The organism is Rhodococcus sp. YL-1 (assembly GCF_001942025.1).
Classification (GTDB): domain Bacteria; phylum Actinomycetota; class Actinomycetes; order Mycobacteriales; family Mycobacteriaceae; genus Rhodococcus_F; species Rhodococcus_F qingshengii.
Window position 1 is genome coordinate 2874693 of sequence record NZ_CP017299.1, and the last position, 18438, is coordinate 2893130.

The following is an 18438-nucleotide window of genomic DNA, read 5'->3' on the forward strand; positions in this document are numbered from 1 at the left end:
CATGGCACGCCTTGATTTCGACAAACTGAACTCTGAAATCCGTTACCTCATGTTCTCCGTGTTCCAGGTGGAACCCGGTGTGCTGGGCGATGATCGGGAAGCTGCGGTCAAGGACGCCCGCTTGTTCTTCGAGGGTCTCGAAGACAAGGGCGTCGTGGTTCGCGGGATCTACGACGTCGCCGGCCTGCGCGCCGACGCGGACTTCATGATCTGGACCCACGCGGCCACCATCGAGGAACTGCAGGCCGCGTACGCGGATTTCCGTCGCACCACCGTCCTCGGACAGGCCAGTGCTCCCATCTGGAGCAACTCGGCGGTGCACCGCCCCGCGGAGTTCAACAAGAGCCACGTGCCCTCGTTCATCGCGGGTGAGGATCCGGGCGACTACATCTGCGTCTACCCGTTCGTCCGCTCGTACGAGTGGTACCTGCTCCCCGACGAGGAGCGTCGCAAGATGCTCGCCGATCACGGTATGGCTGCTCGTTCGTACAAGGACGTTCGCGCCAACACGGTCCCGGCCTTCGCCCTGGGGGACTACGAGTGGATTCTCGCGTTCGAAGCACCCGAGCTCATTCGTATCGTCGATCTGATGCGCGATCTACGTGCCACCGAAGCTCGCTTGCACGTTCGCGAAGAGGTGCCGTTCTTCACCGGCCCGCGCGTGGACATCGAGAAGCTGGTCCTTTCCCTTCCCTGATCTGCTTCGAAAGTAGTTCCTTTGACAACTGCACCGAACCGGCGTCGTCAACACATGTCCCATTGGGGAATGTTCACCGCCGAATCGGTCGCCGGCGAGGTGACCGCCGTGCATCCGTACGAGGGTGATGCGAATCCTTCGCCGATGCTCGGGAACCTCGCCGGTTCGGTGCGCAGTCGGGCTCGTGTTTCGGGCCCGGCGGTGCGTCGGGGTTGGCTCGAGAACGGGCCGGGTCCCAGCGACCGACGTGGAGCCGACGAATTCGTCTCGGTCTCCTGGGACGAACTGACCGAACTCCTCTCGCGTGAACTACGTCGCGTGGTCGACGCGCACGGAAACAAGGCGATCTTCGGCGGCTCGTACGGCTGGGCCAGCGCCGGCCGATTCCATCACGCGCAGAGCCAAGTTCACCGATTTCTGAATCAGCTGGGTGGATACACCAAGTCAGTTCACAGCTACTCGCTCGGTGCCACCGGTGTCATCATGCCGCGTGTGGTCGGAACGCACTGGAAGTTGTTCGCGCGCTCCACGTCGTGGGACGTCATCGCGAAGCACTCCGAACTCCTCGTCTCGTTCGGAGGAGTGCCGATCAAGAACACCGGAGTCAATGCCGGTGGTACGAGCGATCATCCGACGCGCGGGGCGCTCGACGCGTTTCGTGCCCGCGGCGGAAAGATCGTCTCCTTCAGTCCGTTGCGTGACGACGTCGAGGGTGACTGTGAGTGGATCGCACCCGTTCCGGGAACCGACGTTGCAATCATGCTTGCCCTGGCCTTTGTCCTGGCGTCGGAGGACCTGCACGATCGCGATTTCCTGGGCCGTTTCTGCGTCGGTTACGAACGCTTCGAGGATTACCTGCTCGGACGTTCCGACGGTGTACCGAAGGATCCGCGCTGGGCGCAGAAGATCTCCGGTGTGTCGGCGGAGTTCATCACCGACCTGGCTCGGAGAATGGCGTCTGGCCGGACGCTGGTGACCGTCACGTGGTCGTTGCAACGCATCAAACACGGTGAACAGGCACCGTGGATGGGCGTGACACTCGCAGCGATGCTCGGCCAATTCGGGCTTCCGGGTGGAGGTTTCGGGCACGGCTACGGTTCGATGAACGAGCCGGGTCTGGCTCCGGTGCCGTATCCCTTGCCGACCTTCTCGCAAGGTGTGAATCCGGTGTCGGATTTCATTCCGGTAGCCGCGATTTCCGACCTGCTGCTTTCGCCCGGGGAGGAGTTCGATTACGACGGCCGACGCTTGACCTATCCCGACATCCGGTTGGTCTACTGGGCCGGTGGCAATCCGTTTCACCACCATCAGGATCTCCCGAGGCTGCGACGGGCATTTGCGCGTCCGGACACGATCGTCGTTCACGATCCGTACTGGACGCCGATGGCCCGCAACGCCGACATCGTTGTCCCGTCGACCACCTCGCTCGAACGAAATGACCTGAGCTGCACTCGAAACGACCCGCTTCTGGTCGCGATGCAGCAGGTCGTTCCACCTTTCGAGAACTCGCGTGACGACTACGACACGTTTGCCGCTCTGGCGTCTGCGCTCGGATTCGGGGAACAGTTCACCGAGGGGCGATCCTCACAGGAGTGGATCGAGCATCTCTACGGTCAATGGCGGCCGTTCGTCGATGCAGACGGCGGCAACACACCGACGTTCGAGGACTTCTGGGCAGAAGGGCACTACCGGATGCGAACCGAAGACAACCTCGTGCTCTTCGGTGACTTCCGTGAGAATCCCGAGAAACATCCGCTCTCGACTCCGAGTGGGAAGATCGAGATCTTCTCCGAGACCATCGAGTCCTTCGGCTACGACGACTGCGCCGGCCATCCGCGCTGGTACGAGCCCGACGAGTGGCTGGGTGGACCGCGAGCCTCGCAATTCCCGCTTCACCTGATCGCCAATCAGCCCAAGACGCGTCTGCACAGCCAACTCGATCACGGCGCTGCGAGCCAGGCGTCGAAGATTCAGGGACGCGAGCCGATTCGTATGCACCCCGATGCAGCGGCCGCGCGCGGCGTCTCGGCAGGAGACGTGGTGCGGGTGTTCAACGATCGCGGAGCGTGCCTTGCTGGTGTGATCGTCGACTCGGACTTGCGGAGCGACGTCGTCCAACTTTCCACCGGTGCCTGGTACGACCCGCTCGATCCTGCCGATCCCGACTCTCTGTGCGTGCACGGCAATCCCAACGTTCTGACACCGGACATCGGTACGTCGTCACTCTCGCACGGGTGCACCGGCCAGCACGTTCTGGTGCAGATCGAGAAATTCGACGGGGCCCTGCCGCCGGTCAAGGCGTTCGATCCGCCCGTGCTTCGTTCACGCTGACGGAACCGATCGGCCACCTCTCGCGTCGAACCTCGTGAGCGCCTGAATCAGGTGTCACGATCTATCGAAGGTGGGGGCCATCGTGAGTGCAGCGGATGTTGGTTCGATGCGGGGGCAAGTCGAAGTACTTCGGGCCCAGATCGATTCGATGCAGCACGTTCTGTTGGAGCGGACTCGATCGCTGGCGGACTTGCAGGAGAGGATCGCTCGAGCGACGGCGAGCGCGCGTTCGAGTGACGGCAGCGTGGAAATCGTCGTCGACGCCTCGGGGGCGGTGGTGGGAGTCGATCTCTCGGGGAGTTCTTACGCCAAGCATTCGCCGGCAGCGTTGGGGAATCTGATCCTGGCTACGGCCGCGTCTGCGGCAGAAGACATACGCCGACAGGTTGCCGAGATGACGAAGCCGCTCACGGAGGCGGCCGGAATCGACTTGCCGGACCTGGTTCCGGGCGTGCTCGGATTGCGCGAGATTCTCGAACCTCGTCCGAGCTCCACACCGGCTTCCTGCGACGAGAACTGGGACCGCACCGTTCTGAGGAGCTCCGGCAATGTCTGAGCTGGGCGTGAATGTGGCCGCGATGAAAAGTGCTGCACCAGCCTTCGCGGTGGTCGCTGCCGATCTCGACGAGGCGCGGAGCGCTCTCGACGCAGTGGTCGCCGCCGAAGAGGGTTGCTGGGGCACTGACCAGTTCGGATCCGCATTCTCAGGCGCATATGTTCCCGGTGCTGAGTCAGCAGTCGGTGGGATGACGCTGGTCGCGGGCGCGCTCCGCGAATTGACCGCCACGCTGATCGAGATCACCGATCGTTTCGAATCGATCGACACCTCGCTTGCCGACGACATGGCGGGTGGGCTCTGATGGCACTCGAGATTCCCGGCTGGTTACAGGCGGTTGCGTCGGTCGCGGTGGGCAGTGACTGGCCGCAAGGAGACGAAACGGCACTGTGGAGGTTGGGTGATGCCTGGTCAGGTGCGGCCGATCGGATCGAGGCTTCGGCCGCTGCCGGTGGTTACGGATTGCAGGCAGTACTGGCATCGATCGACGGTCGAGCCGGCGACTCGTTGTCTCGGTATTGGTCCGAGGCCGGGGGAGTTGCGGAGGTCTTCGAGCGGTTGTCCTCTGCCGCGGCCGAACTGGGTCAGTCATGCACCGATACCGGCACGGACATCGAGTACACCAAACTGTCGATCCTCGCGGCGCTGGGCGCACTGGCGCTCGAGATTGCCGCCATGATGGCGGCTGCTGTCCCGACACTTGGTGTCAGTACCGCCGGGGTCGTGGCGGCTGAGGTCGCAACAACACTCACGGTCCGAATGTTGTTGCAGCAATTGTTGATACGAGTGATCGAGGCTGCGGCAGTGGAAGCTGCCGCTGCCGTCTTCTCCGGCCTCGCCATTCAACTCGGGCAGATGACGATGGATCATCGCCAGTCGATCGACGGTGGCAAGGTCGTGACCGAGGGGCGCGACGGTTTCATCAAGGGACTTGCGAACGGAGGGTTGAAGACGACGCCGGATCGTGTCGGCCCTGACCCGAACCCGCTCCCGACCGGTTCGCGAGTGCAGGAGATCGCGCGGGGCGCCTTCGACGACGCGGTGTCGGGAGCGTCCGCTGCGATCGTGACGAAGGAAGTCACGGGCGGCGACGCCTCGTTGACGGACATCACTTCCGGCGCGATCGGTGGCGGGATCGGTTCCGTCAAAGACGGCCTTGTCGCTCGCAACGAGGACCTGAATGCGGCCGGTCTGAGCCCGACTGCGCTGAACTGGGACTTCTGAGTGGAAAGTCTCGAATCGTGGGCTACCAGTGACACGGGGTAGCCCACGACCTGGCTACTGAGCGGGCTTGAGAACCAGCGAGATCGAGTTGATGCAGTACCGCTGATCGGTCGGCGTCGGGTATCCCTCGCCCTCGAAGACGTGACCGAGGTGGCTATGGCATTTCTTGCAGATGACCTCGACCCGGCGCATTCCGAGTGAGCTGTCTTCTTTCAGGATCACGGCATCCGAATCCGCCGGATCGAAGAAGGACGGCCACCCGCAGTGCGATTCGAACTTCTCGGTGCTGCGGAACAGTTCGGCTCCGCAGGCCCGGCAGGAGTAGACACCTTCCGTGGTGGTGTCGGTGTACTCGCCGACGAAGGGGCGTTCGGTGCCGGCTTGGCGCAGGACGGCGAACTCCTCCGGCGTCAGTTTTTCGCGCCACTCGCTCTCGGTGTACGTGACCTCAGGTGTGCTGTCGATGCCATCGTGTGAAGAACTCATGCCTCCACGCTAATGCTTTGTCGCCGTTTCGGCTTCGTCGGCAGGTGAGACGGTATCGAGTGGGGGATCGAGGAGGTAGGCGGGATCGATTCCCCGATCCAAGCGGCCCTCTCGACGCGCGACCAGATACCGGTATCCGAGGACACAGAAGATCACGATCAGCAGAAGGCTCCAGCCGAGGGTGCTCTTGGTGTATTCGGCCGCCCGGCCGAAGGTCGGCCAGCGGTTCGACCACCAGCTGTCGAACGTCATGAAGCCGTAGACCGCAAGCCACGCGGGCCAGTTCCGCATGACCGAGTTCTTGAGTACCACGGACATCAGGAGCGGGAGCAGCATCATCGAGTAGTACATCTGGCCGAGCGAGGGCAGCAGGAACGACGCGGTCATGATCACACCGGTCGCGGTGGTGAGGAAGAACAGTTCGTCGTTGCGGTAGTAGCGGTACAGGAGCCACAGAGAGACGACGACCATGGCGGCCAACACGACGCGCAAGAGCAGGATCAACCATTCGGGCAGACCGAAGTAAGCGCCGTTTCCGACAATCGAACTGTTGAAGTAGTCACGAGATTCGAGCAGGTACGGGACGGTGCGGCGGACGAAGTCCATCGGATCCGACGCCAGCGGCCATGCCACGACCGTGAGAATGAACGGGATGCCCAGGGCGGTGACGAACACCTTCCACTGACCGCGAACGAGTGGCAGCAGGAGCAGCGGCGCGAGCGTGGGTTTCACCGCGATGGTGAGACCGATCGCGGCGCCGGCCCACAGATCCTTCTTGCGCATCAGCAACAGGAGGAAGGCAACTTCGCCGAGCAGGACGAGGCCGTTGATGTTGGTGAACACCAATGTGTTGGTGACCGTCTCCGACATGAACGCGCCGAGCACCAGAATCGGCGCCGCGATGGAACTGATCGTCAGGTCGAACAAGCGCAACAGCAGGTAGAGAGCCACGAGAATGGCGACGGCATTGACACCGATGAACAGCCACCGTGAGCGCTCGGGATCGAGGATCGCCAGGGGTGCCATCAACAAGGAACCCGATGGTGGGTACAGGTAATGGGGGTCTACGGAGTTGAAATCTGCGGTGTAGACGTCGCGCCCGTTCCAGAACGCCAGCGCGGCGTTGTAGACCGGTCGGAAGTCATCGGTGATGGCGCCGTTGACTGCTGTGACGATGACACGATTGAGCACTGTCATCACGGCGATCGGCCACAAAACGAAGTTGACGACTTGTTGGGTTGTCCGCCCGGTGCGCGGCTCGAGCTGTCGAAGGAACACTTCGGCACGGTACACCGGAGCAGGGTGTGATCGGGGGATGCACCCCTTTTCGGTCGTGGTGGACGAGCGCCCGAGTCAGGCCGGGCACACGCTTCCGTTACTGGGCAGGGAGGCGTCGCTGAGGTAGAGGCGCATCGCCTGTTGAGCGCAGGTGGATTGTGCCGCGGGGTGACCCGCACCTTGCCAGTCCAGAGTTGCGAAGCGCGATCCTGCATTGGTCACGACGCCGGTGACGGTCGAGAGTCCGGAGTTCCCGACGGCCGGGTCACCCTGACCGCTCAGCACGAGGACTGGGGGCTTCAACTGATTCGGCAGGGGGGAGTTGGCGGTCGACGGCCAGCTGGCGCACGCCAGCAACCCGAGCGCGGCTTCTCGCCCGAACACCGGATAGTTGGTGCCCCAGGTGTCCGCAAGCTCGCGCGCACGCCCGATGCCCGGCCATTGCATGCCGTCGGTGCACCGTCCGATGAACTGGCCGTCGCCGTCCACCTCGTTCTCCGCCCGGGCGGCGCGCTCTCGAATCGGCGAAGCGTTGCCGGTACCGAGCGCGGACAGAGCGTCGGACAGTGAGCGGGTCTCCTGCTCACGGTTGGTTCCGGCAGTCCACAGGCTGGCCGAAATCGCGTTCGACACCGCAGCGGCGGACAGCGGCTGGAATTCATCGGCTCGAGCGCGCTCCATCAAGTCCGTGACCGATTTCTTCGGATCAGGTCCGAGCGAGCACCCCAGCGCCACACATCGCTGAGCGAACGCGGTCAACGCGGCTTCCTCGCCCTGCACGCGACTCTCTGCCTCGGTGGCAGCGTCGGTGGCCACCGGAGCGGGAGAATCGAGGATCAACCTCGCGAGGTTGTTCGGGTGGGCCGCCGCATAGCTCAGCGCGATGTCCGAGCCGGACCCTGCCGACCACAGAGCGATGGTATCGACGCCCCACCGTGTACGTAGAGCGTCGATGTCCTCGGCTGCGGAGTCGGCGCCGAACTTCAGTTCTTGAGGGTCGAGGTAGTCGGTGCAGGCAATGGTGGCGTCGTGACCGAGGGCCGCGACCGCATCGGCGGCGTCACCGGTGGAATCCGCGTCGAACTGGCCCAGATCGTGAAGGCCACGCCGAATTTCCGGCGTCATGCAGTCGATTGCGGTGGACCTGTCGATTCCGCGTCGATCGAGGGCAACCACGGGATGTTCGGTGAGAACCGTGTTCAAGCCGGATGCGGCGAGCATGGCCAGAGAGTTTCCCGACGAACGATCGGTGCCCGATGTGAACACGATCGGATACGCGTCGGCAGGCGTCGACGAGGTCCGAGCGCGGGTCAAGCCGGCAGTGAAGTTGCCGTCGATGGCGCCGGTCACGTCGATGGGGGCATTGAATTCCGCGCATTCGAGAATGACGCCGGCGCTCGACGCCGCGAGAGCCTGGTCGGCGAGTGACGTGCCGGTGCAGTCTCGCCACGGTATGTCATCGGTCGGGACGCCAGGGTCAACCGGCGGCGCATCGGGCGACGGTCCCTCGCTCTGGGCAGGGCTGCCGTCGGTGCGGCCTTCGACCGCGACGGCGGGCCGAAGCGACGGACCGGCGCCGCACGCACAACACGTCGCGAGGACGACGGCCATCAAAGCAACTCTGCGCATGCCGACCAGAGTGCCAGGTTCACCGACGTGGCTGCTGACGAACCCATCGAGTGAGGATCGTGCCGTCCGTATCACCGAGAATGTGCGCGGGACGCATGGCTGTGGGCATTGCGTTGGGGGAGAGTGAGATTCGGCCGACTTTGCTCCCCACCAGTTCAGGTGACGTGGTGATGCAGAGTTCGTCGACGGCATTGTCCTCGATCAACTGCCCGAAAAGTGACGGTCCGCCCTCGCACAGCACGTGACGGAGCTTGCGAGCCGACAAGGCCCTGTCGATGTCGCCGCTGGTGACGTTCGGTGAGTCCGTCACCTCCACCTGCGCTCCGGCAGATCTCAGCGCCGAAATTGCCGCGGAGTCCGCGTCGCGACCGACAACAAGAATCGGCGGAATTTCGGTATCTCGAAGGAGCCGGCTTTCAGGGTCGATCGACGCGTGCGCCGAGACGACGAGGATCGGTGGGACCGGAGCGAGGCCGTCGGCAGTGCGACGCGCCCGGGCTTCGTCCGAGACCTGCACACCCCCGTAGTTCTCGGCTCGCGCTGTGCCTGCGCCGACCACGACGACGTCACAAAGTTCGCGCAAGATCCCGAATACCGACTTGTCTGCCGGTGTGCCCAGTCCACCGCTCACTCCGTCGACGGCGACGCACCCGTCGATGCTGGAAACGAAGTTCACGCGCATCCAGGGTTGCGAGAGGTTCTCGGGATAGGCGTACAAGCCGCGGAGTTCGTCGTCGTGGCCTGGTGTGAAGTAGGTCGCAATATCCATACGGTGCACATGAGAGATCACATCACGTAGATACCCTTGACGGATGCATGAACGTCTTGTCGATCGCAGCCCGGTGGTACCCGCCGATCAACTGGTAGCTCAAATGGTGCCTCCCGCAATGTTCGACGAGGTGAGTTTTGCGTCCTACATTCCTGATCCGAAGGAACCGAGCCAGGCAGCTGCTGTCGCCAAGGCCGAGGAATTCTCCAAGCGCGTCACCAAGATCCGTAGTGGTGGACGCCGCGGACTGTTCGGCAAGAAGACCCAGGCGACCGGCGCCGGCCTGTACCTCGACGGCGGGTTCGGTGTCGGTAAGACTCACTTGCTGGCGTCGATCTTCCACAGCGTTCCGTCGCCGAAGGCTTTCGGAACCTTCGTCGAGCTGACGCACGTCGTCGGCGCTCTCGGCTTCAACAAGGCGGTCGAAGCGCTCGCCGACCACAGCGTTCTCTGCATCGACGAGTTCGAGCTCGACGATCCGGGCGACACCATGCTCGTATCCCGCCTCCTTTCGGAGCTTTCCGCGCGCGGCGTGTCCATCGTCGCGACGTCGAACACGCTTCCCGGCCAGCTCGGGGAGGGTCGCTTCGCCGCCCAGGACTTCCTGCGCGAGATCAAGAAGCTCGGCTCGATCTTCGAGACGATTCGCGTCGACGGCCCCGACTACCGTCACCGCGATCTCCCGCCCGCACCCGAGCCCATCTCCTCGGAGGAGTTGGTCTCTCGGGCCGACGCCATCGACGGCGCCACGCTCGACAACTTCGACGAGCTGTGCAAGCACCTCAGCACCCTGCACCCGTCGCGGTACAACAAGCTGGTCGAGGGTGTGAAGGCCGTGTTCATCGACGGTGTCCACCCGGCAACGGATCAGTCCGTTGCACTGCGCATCGTGGTTCTCGCCGACCGCCTGTACGATGCGAGCATCCCGGTCACCGTTTCCGGCGCACGCCTCGACGAGATCTTCACCCCCGAGATGCTCGCCGGTGGGTACAAGAAGAAGTACTTGCGCGCGACCTCGCGCCTGCTCGCACTTTCTCGTTTCGAGGTCGCGGCCGGCTAGTCTGCACGCCTGTCAGCTGACGGGGCGCTCCATCACGAAATCGTGGTGGAGTTGTGCGCCCACGAGGAAAGTCTTCGTGCCGACCTGTGTGAAACCGTGCTTTGCGTAGAACTTCTGGGCGCGCAGGTTCTCCTGATTGACGCCCAGCCAGATCCCGGCACTTCCGCTGCGTCGTGCGTGGTCGACAACCGCGTCCATCAAGGATGCTGCCGCGCCGGTTCCGTGGTTACCCGGAAGCACGTACAACTTGCTGAGTTCTGTTGTCGGGCGAAGTGTCACAGCAGCTTTGACGTCCGGGTCGGCGGGCTCGTCGTCGACAAGCATCGCGTAGCCGACGATCGAACCGTCGCGAATGACCTTGAGAACGGTTCGCGTCGGATCGGTCAGGTACTCGGAGAACTTGTCGACGGAGAGAACGTTGTCGATGAAGGCACTGATGTCGTCGTCGGATGCGTCCGGCGGACACGCCAGTGGAAATGTCACCGCTGCCACGTCGGCGATTGCTTCGGAATCCCAGATCCCGGCCCGGTCAACGGTGATCGTCACGTCAGTTTCTGCCTCTCGCGCACACAATTCGGTCGATCAAGTACACCACTTTCCTCGGGCGCAATGCTCAAGCGGCGTTCTCGGCGACCGGAGTTGTGGCTCGTTTCGGTGCGAACGCGGGAGCAAGAGCTATCAAGATCGCGCAGAACGCCAGCGGAATCAGGAACCCGATTCGAAGGTCACTGAAGGCAGCGACCGCGCCGACGATGCCGCCGCCGACGACTGTGCCGACGTAGTTGAAGAGGTTGATGCGTGCGATCACCGCATCGACCTGATCCGGGGGAGCCATCCTGCCGGCAGCGCTGAAGCAGATCGGAGCGATCACCGGTACCCCGAGCCCGACGATGAGGAACCCGGCGATGGCAACGGCGGGAGATTGCGCGAGGACGACAACTGTCATACCGACTACGCCGATGAGAGAGCCGATCCGCACGACGGTGGTCTCACCGAATTTCCCGACCCAGTAGTCCCCGGTCAGTCGTGCGACAAGTGCCGCGATCTGATACGCCGCCACGGAAAGGGCAGCGGTCCCGGCGTCGGCGAGCAGTTCGTCCTTGACGTACAGAGTCGACCAGTTTCCGACGCTGAAGTCGACCGCGTAGAATAATGCCATCGCGACGCCGAGGAGGACGAAGGCGCGGGTGGGTACCGCGAATTTTGCGGTGCTCGTGATGTTTGCCTCGGCAACCGGAGACTCGGACCGATCGAGCAGTTGCGGGCCGAAGGCCAGAAGCATCAGTCCGACAACAACTCCCGCGATCACCTGCGTGACGCGGATCGAAATGTCGAGGCCTGCGGTAGCAGAGATGAACAGGGCGCCGACAATCGCTCCGACGCTCCAGGAAGCATGGAACGAGGAGAGGATGAAGCGGCCCTTGGCGTGTTGGATCGAGACTGCCTGCATGTTGGCGGCCGCGTCGACCATGCCGAGTCCGATGCCGTAGATCGCCAGGAAGACGAAGAACATCGCTGCGTTGGGCGCAATTCCGGTTGCCCCGCCGAAGACTGCGATGACGGCGAGCCCAGTTCGCAGGGTCATCTTGCTCGACGTTCTCACGGCCAGCATCTCGGCGAGCACGCTGCCGAGCCCGGCGATGACGGACACGGTGACAACCGCAACCACAACCAGTGTCTCGCTCAGCTCGAACAAGTCCTTGTACTGCGGCAGCTGCGTCAGAATGGCGGCGAGCAGAAATCCTTGAAGTCCGAAGGCCACCGAAGTGGCGATCCGAGCCCTCGTCAGGGTGCGGGTGTTATCCGTCATCAAGCAGGGCCTTTGTCTCGTTCGTTCGGTTAGGCCGAACGGTACTGGATCTTGATACTGGTCGAGTGTCCAACAAAGCTGCGTGTTTTGCACGGTTCTTTGATTAACTGACCGACATGACTCGGCAGCCGACACCAGAATTTCCGACTTCCTTCGTCTGGGGAACCGCCACTGCGGCCTATCAAATCGAAGGAGCTGTGGCCGAAGACGGTCGCGGACCGTCGATCTGGGACGAGTTCTGTGACCGTCCCGGTGTTGTCGTCGGGGGCGACACCGGGACGGTCGCTGCCGATCATTATCACCGCTGGGAGTCGGACATCGAGCTGATGAATCAGCTCGGGCTCGACGCTTATCGGCTGTCTCTGTCGTGGTCGCGCATTCTGCCCACCGGATCGGGGGCAGTGAATGCGAAGGGGCTCGACTTCTACGACCGCCTGATCGACCGACTGTGTTCGGTGGGAATTACTCCTGCCGTCACGCTCTTTCACTGGGATCTGCCCCTTGCCTTGCAGGAGCAGGGCGGCTGGATGAACCGCGACACCTCGTATCGGCTGGGGGAGTATGCGCAGGTCGTCGGCGAGCGACTGTCGGATCGGGTCGGAATGTGGATGCCGCTCAACGAACCAGTTGTGCACACGCTTTACGGGCATGCCCTCGGAGTTCACGCCCCCGGACTGGCCTTGGGGTTCGAGGCTTTCCAAGCCGCACATCACCAGCTGCTCGGGCATGGCCTCGCTGTCGAAGCGCTTCGGGCAACCGGATGCACGAACATCGGAATCGCCTCGAACCATGCTCCGGTGCGTGCCACTTCGGATTCGCCGGAAGACGTGATGGCTGCCGACATCTACGACCACGTCGTCAATTGGATGTTCGCCGACCCGGTTCTGGTCGGGAAGTACCCGGCCGACGAATTCGCTCAGCTGCTCAGCGGTCCTGTCGACGAGGACTTGAAAATCATCGGGGCGCCGCTCGACTGGTACGGGATCAACTACTACGAGCCGACGATGATTGCTGCTCCGGTGGAAGGCCAGGGGACCGAAGGTGTGCTCGAAGTCGACCTGCCCCCGGGCCTGCCCTTTGCCCCTGTCGCGATTACCGGTTATCCCACAACCGATTTCGGTTGGCCGATCGTTCCCGAGGGGCTGGGCGAGATCTTGCGGACGTTCCACGCCCGCTTCGGTGACGCACTGCCGCCGATCTACATCACCGAAAGCGGATGTTCATTCCACGACGCCCCGGATGCCGCAGGCGTCGTCGACGACGAAGCACGAATCGACTACCACGATGCGCACCTTCGCGCCCTCCGATCGGCAATGGACGACGGTGTCGACGTCCGCGGTTATTTTGTGTGGTCACTTCTCGACAACTTCGAATGGGCTGCGGGATACAAAGAGCGATTCGGCCTGGTGCACGTCGATTTCGACACCCAGAAGCGCACTCCGAAGACCTCGTTCGAGTGGTATCGCGCCCTCATCGCCGAGCACAAAGCGGCTCAGGTCTGACCTGTGCGGAGGCGGTCTGGGTTGCATTCTCGAACCGGGCCGCCTAGCCTCGTCTCTCATGAAGCGAATTCTCGTAGTAAGCCGCCGTAGCGGGGTCTGAATCGGACCGACCCCTCGCTGCGGGTCGTCTTGCTACCAGTTGGTCCTCCACTTCATTCCAGGAAGACCACGATCATGACTTACAACTTCGCTTTCGCTTCTGATTCTTCTTCTGCTGCTGATCCCTTCGCGGCGCGTCACGGCAAATCTCTGCCCGCCGGCTTGCGTGCCGAATGCTCAGCGATGTCGTGGACCGAGTTCGAGTCCACGTATGCGGCTATGAGCGGCCCGATCCGTCTGGGTGCGTGGTCCTCCGAGAAGATTGCGCCGGGTCGTTGGACCTTCGAAGCGACTCTCGGTCTGGGGGAGCGTATCCAGAAAGCGTCCGCCACCTCGACCGGCGCGATCTCGGCCATGACGTCGATGCTGCACGACGCGGGAATCTCGCTCGAGATCTTGTCTTTCCATCAGCATCACATCGGCCACCGCACGGCTACGTTCATCTTCACCGAGTGCGACGGCCGTCGGAGCTGGGCGATGGGTATCGCGGAGTCGTCGACGGAGTCCTCGCTCCGCGCGATGACTTCGGCAGCGAACCGCTTCTCTCACTGAGCAGTTACAACAATCTGATCAGCTACATCAACCGCAGTACTGACGTGGATTCCCGAGGGGGCTCGCGTCAGTACTGCGGCCCGTGTGTTCGGCGCTCGAACGCAAAAAGCCGGAACCCTGAGGTTCCGGCTTCTTGCATTCTCAAATGGTGCGCGATACTGGGATTGAACCAGTGACCTCTTCCGTGTCAGGGAAGCGCTCTCCCGCTGAGCTAATCGCGCGGGTTCTGGAGAAAAATGGAGCGGACGACGGGATTCGAACCCGCGACCCCAACCTTGGCAAGGTTGTGCGCTACCAGCTGCGCCACGTCCGCATGAGCAATGAACTCCGTTACCGGAACTCAGTACTTTTCCAACTTATCAGACCTGCAAGCAGGTCTTGACCATCAGGCCCTAGGGTCTGACGTGGTGCGCGATACTGGGATTGAACCAGTGACCTCTTCCGTGTCAGGGAAGCGCTCTCCCGCTGAGCTAATCGCGCGAGGTGGAGACGGGAATCGAACCCGTGTGCACGGCTTTGCAGGCCGTTGCCTCACCACTCGGCCACTCCACCGTAAAAGGTTGAGTCACACCTCTCGAGCGGACGACGGGATTCGAACCCGCGACCCCAACCTTGGCAAGGTTGTGCGCTACCAGCTGCGCCACGTCCGCATCGCACCGTGTTGCTTGGGGAGCTGCTCGCTCTCCTCGGTGCGTTGGAAACATTAGCCGACCGTGTCGGATACACACAAATCACCAGCTCAGTGGCGTGTTCGGAGTCGAATCGGCCCGTTGCGCGCGTTGCAACTGTCCGTCTTGGCGATGAATACGGTCTGAAATCAGCTCGAATTCGTAGATTTCGGGGTCGCCTGGAGCAAAACGAATGCCAACCTGGTGATTCGTATTCATCGCGCAGCCGTGTTAATGTTCCAACTCGTTCGAGCGCATGCGTTCGGATGACTTACGGTCCCGTGGCTCAGTGGGAGAGCGTCCGCTTCACACGCGGAAGGTCGCTGGTTCGATCCCAGCCGGGACCACAGAAAAACACTAAAGGCGTTCCCGATCATCGGGGACGCCTTCAGTCGTTTGCGAGCACAGCTGTTCGAGGGCACGGTTATTTCGGGATGCAGACCGTCGTCGCAGGTCGCCGGGCGACGATTTCGGTAGCCTGGTCGAAGAGACATTTCGCGACCGAAAAGGTGACTGCTTTGAGTACCGAAAAGGTCGATTCTTCCGTCGACGATTCAGACCTGTCCGTCTTCCAGGACGCAGAGTCCCGCTGGGAGCGGTGGCGCGCGGGAATCGCCGCGCGGCCCACCCTCAATCTTGCGTACCGCATCGGCGTCGGAGTCGTGGGCACGATCGTGTTCGCCGCCGGCATCGTGGCTATTCCGTACCCCGGGCCCGGTTGGCTCATCGTTTTCGCCGGCCTCGGCATCCTGGCGTCGGAGTTCGCGTGGGCACATCGACTCCTTCATTTCGCGAAGGCTCGATACGACCGGTTCATGGAATGGTTCGGCAAGCAGTCGCTGTTCGTCAAAGGGTTGGGCGTTCTGTTCACCACAGTGATCGTCCTGGCGACTTTGTGGGTGCTCGGCACTTTCGGCCTGATCGGGACATGGGTGGGCCTGGACTACTCGTGGCTCGAGTCGCCGCTGTGAGTTGAACGCGGCCCGGTTTCCTTCACTCGGTTGTCTCACCATGTCGGTAGGGCCGATAACATGATCGTGCGCGTGCTCGCAGTGGGTACGACGCCTGTCTAACTTGTCGCAATACCTTTAGGAGCACATCGCCGTGACCAGTCCCGCGCCAGAGCACTCAGCCGCCCCACTTCGGGTGCCCGCGGGGACGACCGCCGGGACTGCAGTGCGCGAAGCCGGATACCCCACGAAGGGGCCCGACGTGATCGTCGTTGTCCGCGATGGCGAGGGAACGCTCAAGGATCTGTCGTGGACACCTGAGGTCGATGTCGACGTCGAGCCGGTGGCAGCATCCACCGAGGACGGCCGCAGCGTCATCCGGCACTCCGCGGCCCACGTCCTCGCGCAGGCGGTTCAGAAAGAATTCCCCGACGCGAAGCTCGGCATCGGTCCGCCGATCAAGGACGGCTTCTACTACGACTTCGCGGTGGACCGCCCGTTCACTCCGGAAGATCTGGCCAAGCTCGAAAAGCGTATGAAGCAGATCATCAAGGGATCACAGCGCTTTTCGCGTCGAGTCGTCGATTCGATCGAGGACGCTCGGGTCGAGTTGGCCGACGAGCCCTTCAAGCTCGAATTGATCGACGACAAGTCCGGTATCGACGATCCCGAGATCATGGAGGTGGGCGGCAACGAGCTGACCATCTACGACAATCTCGATCCTCGTACCGGCGACAAGATCTGGTCCGATCTGTGCCGCGGCCCGCACATTCCGACCACCAAGCACATCCCGGCCTTCAAGTTGACCCGAAGCTCCGCCGCCTACTGGCGTGGCAACCAGGACAACGCCGATCTTCAGCGTGTCTACGGCACCGCGTGGGAGTCCACCGAGGCTCAGGACGAATACCTCGAACTGCTCGCCGAGGCCGAGCGTCGTGATCACCGCAAGCTCGGTACCGAACTGGACCTCTTCAGCTTCCCCGACGAGCTCGGTTCGGGTCTGCCGGTGTTCCATCCCAAGGGCGGCATCATCCGCACCGAGATGGAGAACTACTCGCGCAGCCGCCACATCGAGGCGGGCTACGAGTTCGTCAACACTCCGCACATCACCAAGGGGCATCTGTACGAGGTTTCCGGTCACCTCGACTGGTACCGCGACGGCATGTTCCCGGCGATGCACGTCGACGAGGAACTGAACGAGGACGGCACCGTGCGCAAGCCGGGCCAGGACTACTACCTCAAGCCGATGAACTGCCCGATGCACAACCTGATCTTCCGTGCTCGCGGACGCTCGTACCGTGAATTGCCGTTGCGGCTCTTCGAATTCGGCTCGGTCTACCGCTACGAGAAGTCCGGCGTCATCCACGGCCTGACCCGCGTGCGCGGCATGACCCAGGACGACGCTCACATCTACTGCACCCGTGAGCAGATGCGCGACGAGCTGACCACCACGCTGCAGTTCGTGCTGAACCTGCTCAAGGACTACGGCCTCGACGACTTCTACCTCGAGCTGTCCACCAAGAACCCGGACAAATTCGTCGGTAGCGACGACGTCTGGGAAGAGGCAACTGCAACCCTCGCCGAGGTCGGCGAAGCTTCCGGCCTGACTCTGGTGCCGGATCCGGGCGGAGCCGCCTTCTACGGTCCCAAGATTTCCGTCCAGGTCAAGGACGCCCTCGGCCGCACCTGGCAGATGTCGACCATCCAGCTCGACTTCAACCTGCCCGAGCGGTTCGAGCTCGAATACACCGGCAACGACGGCGTCAAGACTCGTCCGGTCATGATCCACCGTGCGCTGTTCGGCTCGATCGAGCGGTTCTTCGGTGTCCTGACCGAGCACTACGCGGGCGCGTTCCCGGCGTGGCTGGCGCCGGTGCAGGTTGTCGGAATCCCGGTGGCCGAGGCGTTCGCCGATCACCTGTTCGACGTCACGAAGAAGCTCAAGGCTGCCGGTGTGCGCGCCGAGGTCGACTTCAGTGACGACCGTATGCAGAAGAAGATCCGTAACCACACCACGCAGAAGGTCCCGTTCATGCTCCTCGCGGGCGAGCGTGACGTGGAGGCCGGCGCGGTCAGCTTCCGTTTCCGTGACGGCACGCAGATCAACGGCATTCCCGTCGACGACGCCGTCCGGATCATCACCGAGTGGATCGGCCGCCGCGAGAACGCCTCGCCGACAGCCGAACTGGTGCAGCCAAGCGTGGCGCAGTGAGCGCCCCCGGTGACGACGGTCCGGGTTCGCTGATCGACCACGGCGTCGGTGACCCTGACCATTTGCAGCGCATTTGGTCGCCGCATCGGATGTCGTACATCACCGAGGCGCCCAACACCCCGGGCACGACAGGTGAACCGTTCATCGACATTCCGAAGATGTCGGACGAAGAAGGACTGATCGTTGCCCGCGGTGAGCATGTCTATGCGGTTCTGAACCTGTATCCGTACAACCCGGGGCACCTGATGGTGGTTCCGTACCGCAAGGTCGCGGCACTCGAAGACCTGACGCCGGAGGAGAGCGCCGAGTTGATGGCGTTCACCCAGCAGGCGTTGCGGGTGATCAAGAGCGTGTCGAATCCTCACGGATTCAACGTCGGCCTGAATCTCGGTGCCGCTGCGGGCGGTTCGCTGTCCGAGCACCTTCACCAACACGTAGTGCCACGTTGGGGCGGCGACGCCAACTTCATCACCGTGCTCGGTGGGGTCAAGGTGATGCCGCAATTGCTGCGGGAGACCAGGGGACTACTCGCCGGTGCCTGGCAACAATAGGTTGACGCATCCGGCTTCATGGCAGGATGCATTGCTGCAACGAGTTCCGAACCGGAACTCACGA

General features: G+C 62.7%; 17 protein-coding genes and 6 tRNA genes. 12 read left to right on the forward strand and 11 right to left on the reverse strand.

From position 1 onward, the window contains the following. Nucleotide 1 precedes the first annotated feature (1 nt). The 5 genes from hemQ to BH682_RS13470 all read left to right on the forward strand — a co-directional run bounded on the left by hemQ (nt 2) and on the right by BH682_RS13470 (nt 4808). Nucleotides 2–697, forward strand: a complete 696-nt coding sequence (gene hemQ / locus BH682_RS13450; protein WP_003942644.1) for a hydrogen peroxide-dependent heme synthase — start codon at nt 2–4, stop codon at nt 695–697. 54 nt (nt 698–751) lie between these two features. Then, nucleotides 752–3028, forward strand: coding sequence for a molybdopterin guanine dinucleotide-containing S/N-oxide reductase (locus tag BH682_RS13455; RefSeq protein ID WP_058227957.1), 2277 nt, complete (start codon nt 752–754; stop codon nt 3026–3028). Nucleotides 3029–3110: 82 nt separating this feature from the next. Next, entirely contained in the window at nt 3111–3584 is a 474-nt protein-coding gene (locus BH682_RS13460) for a YbaB/EbfC family nucleoid-associated protein (RefSeq protein ID WP_223304570.1), read from the forward strand. Then, nucleotides 3577–3888: a hypothetical protein gene (locus tag BH682_RS13465; RefSeq protein WP_003942588.1), complete on the forward strand. Its 312-nt coding sequence runs from the start codon at nt 3577–3579 to the stop codon at nt 3886–3888. The genes BH682_RS13460 and BH682_RS13465 overlap by 8 nt, the downstream gene beginning before the upstream one ends. Then, entirely contained in the window at nt 3888–4808 is a 921-nt protein-coding gene (locus BH682_RS13470; RefSeq protein ID WP_075833070.1) for a WXG100-like domain-containing protein, read from the forward strand. Before BH682_RS13465 ends, BH682_RS13470 begins: the two co-directional genes overlap by 1 nt. A gap of 54 nt (nt 4809–4862) precedes the next feature. Here BH682_RS13470 and msrB read toward each other — a convergent pair whose 3' ends face one another. Genes msrB through BH682_RS13490 form a run of 4 tightly spaced genes read right to left on the reverse strand, consistent with a single transcriptional unit; the run spans nt 4863 to nt 8970 of the window. Continuing rightward, a complete protein-coding gene (gene msrB, locus BH682_RS13475) occupies nt 4863–5294 on the reverse strand; it encodes a peptide-methionine (R)-S-oxide reductase MsrB (RefSeq protein WP_003942631.1) in 432 nt (143 codons plus the stop codon). A gap of 9 nt (nt 5295–5303) precedes the next feature. Then, nucleotides 5304–6587 carry a glycosyltransferase family 87 protein gene (locus BH682_RS13480; RefSeq protein ID WP_007732903.1) on the reverse strand — a complete coding sequence of 428 codons (1284 nt, stop codon included), beginning with the start codon at nt 6585–6587 and terminating at the stop codon, nt 5304–5306. Nucleotides 6588–6647: 60 nt separating this feature from the next. Then, nucleotides 6648–8201 (reverse strand): alpha/beta hydrolase, encoded by a 1554-nt coding sequence (locus BH682_RS13485; protein ID WP_075833072.1) that lies wholly within the window; start codon nt 8199–8201, stop codon nt 6648–6650. A gap of 19 nt (nt 8202–8220) precedes the next feature. Next, on the reverse strand, nt 8221–8970 hold the full coding sequence (locus tag BH682_RS13490; RefSeq protein WP_075833074.1) for a pyrimidine reductase family protein: 750 nt from the start codon (nt 8968–8970) through the stop codon (nt 8221–8223). A 43-nt stretch (nt 8971–9013) separates the two neighbouring features. On the opposite strand from BH682_RS13490, the gene zapE reads away from it, so the two are divergent. After that, nucleotides 9014–10030, forward strand: coding sequence for a cell division protein ZapE (zapE, locus tag BH682_RS13495; RefSeq protein WP_003942629.1), 1017 nt, complete (start codon nt 9014–9016; stop codon nt 10028–10030). A 12-nt stretch (nt 10031–10042) separates the two neighbouring features. On the opposite strand, the gene BH682_RS13500 is transcribed toward zapE, so the two are convergent. Both BH682_RS13500 and BH682_RS13505 read right to left on the reverse strand, forming a co-directional pair. Further along, on the reverse strand, nt 10043–10576 hold the full coding sequence (locus BH682_RS13500) for a GNAT family N-acetyltransferase (protein ID WP_003942603.1): 534 nt from the start codon (nt 10574–10576) through the stop codon (nt 10043–10045). Nucleotides 10577–10643: 67 nt separating this feature from the next. After that, nucleotides 10644–11840, reverse strand: coding sequence for an MFS transporter (locus BH682_RS13505; protein WP_058038725.1), 1197 nt, complete (start codon nt 11838–11840; stop codon nt 10644–10646). Between the two features lie 116 nt (nt 11841–11956). On the opposite strand from BH682_RS13505, the gene BH682_RS13510 reads away from it, so the two are divergent. Together BH682_RS13510 and BH682_RS13515 are read left to right on the forward strand one after the other, a co-directional pair. Further along, on the forward strand, nt 11957–13342 hold the full coding sequence (locus tag BH682_RS13510) for a GH1 family beta-glucosidase (protein ID WP_075833076.1): 1386 nt from the start codon (nt 11957–11959) through the stop codon (nt 13340–13342). 174 nt (nt 13343–13516) lie between these two features. Continuing rightward, entirely contained in the window at nt 13517–13993 is a 477-nt protein-coding gene (locus BH682_RS13515; protein ID WP_054781939.1) for an alpha-isopropylmalate synthase regulatory domain-containing protein, read from the forward strand. A gap of 146 nt (nt 13994–14139) precedes the next feature. Here BH682_RS13515 and BH682_RS13520 read toward each other — a convergent pair. The 5 genes from BH682_RS13520 to BH682_RS13540 form a co-directional block, all read right to left on the reverse strand. Continuing rightward, nucleotides 14140–14214: transfer RNA gene (locus BH682_RS13520), tRNA-Val, on the reverse strand. Between the two features lie 16 nt (nt 14215–14230). Then, nucleotides 14231–14306: transfer RNA gene (locus BH682_RS13525), tRNA-Gly, on the reverse strand. A 92-nt stretch (nt 14307–14398) separates the two neighbouring features. Then, a tRNA-Val gene (locus tag BH682_RS13530) sits at nt 14399–14473 on the reverse strand. A 1-nt stretch (nt 14474) separates the two neighbouring features. Continuing rightward, a tRNA-Cys gene (locus BH682_RS13535) sits at nt 14475–14545 on the reverse strand. Nucleotides 14546–14570: 25 nt separating this feature from the next. Further along, nucleotides 14571–14643, reverse strand: a tRNA-Gly gene (locus BH682_RS13540). Between the two features lie 293 nt (nt 14644–14936). Here BH682_RS13540 and BH682_RS13545 point away from each other — a divergent pair. The 4 genes from BH682_RS13545 (at nt 14937) to BH682_RS13560 (ending at nt 18374) form a co-directional block, all read left to right on the forward strand. Next, a tRNA-Val gene (locus BH682_RS13545) sits at nt 14937–15008 on the forward strand. 171 nt (nt 15009–15179) lie between these two features. Continuing rightward, entirely contained in the window at nt 15180–15632 is a 453-nt protein-coding gene (locus BH682_RS13550; protein WP_030536868.1) for a TIGR02611 family protein, read from the forward strand. Nucleotides 15633–15765: 133 nt separating this feature from the next. Next, nucleotides 15766–17823: a threonine--tRNA ligase gene (gene thrS, locus BH682_RS13555; RefSeq protein WP_007732914.1), complete on the forward strand. Its 2058-nt coding sequence runs from the start codon at nt 15766–15768 to the stop codon at nt 17821–17823. After that, on the forward strand, nt 17820–18374 hold the full coding sequence (locus tag BH682_RS13560; RefSeq protein ID WP_003943307.1) for an HIT family protein: 555 nt from the start codon (nt 17820–17822) through the stop codon (nt 18372–18374). The genes thrS and BH682_RS13560 overlap by 4 nt, the downstream gene beginning before the upstream one ends. The last annotated feature ends 64 nt before the right edge of the window (nt 18375–18438 follow it).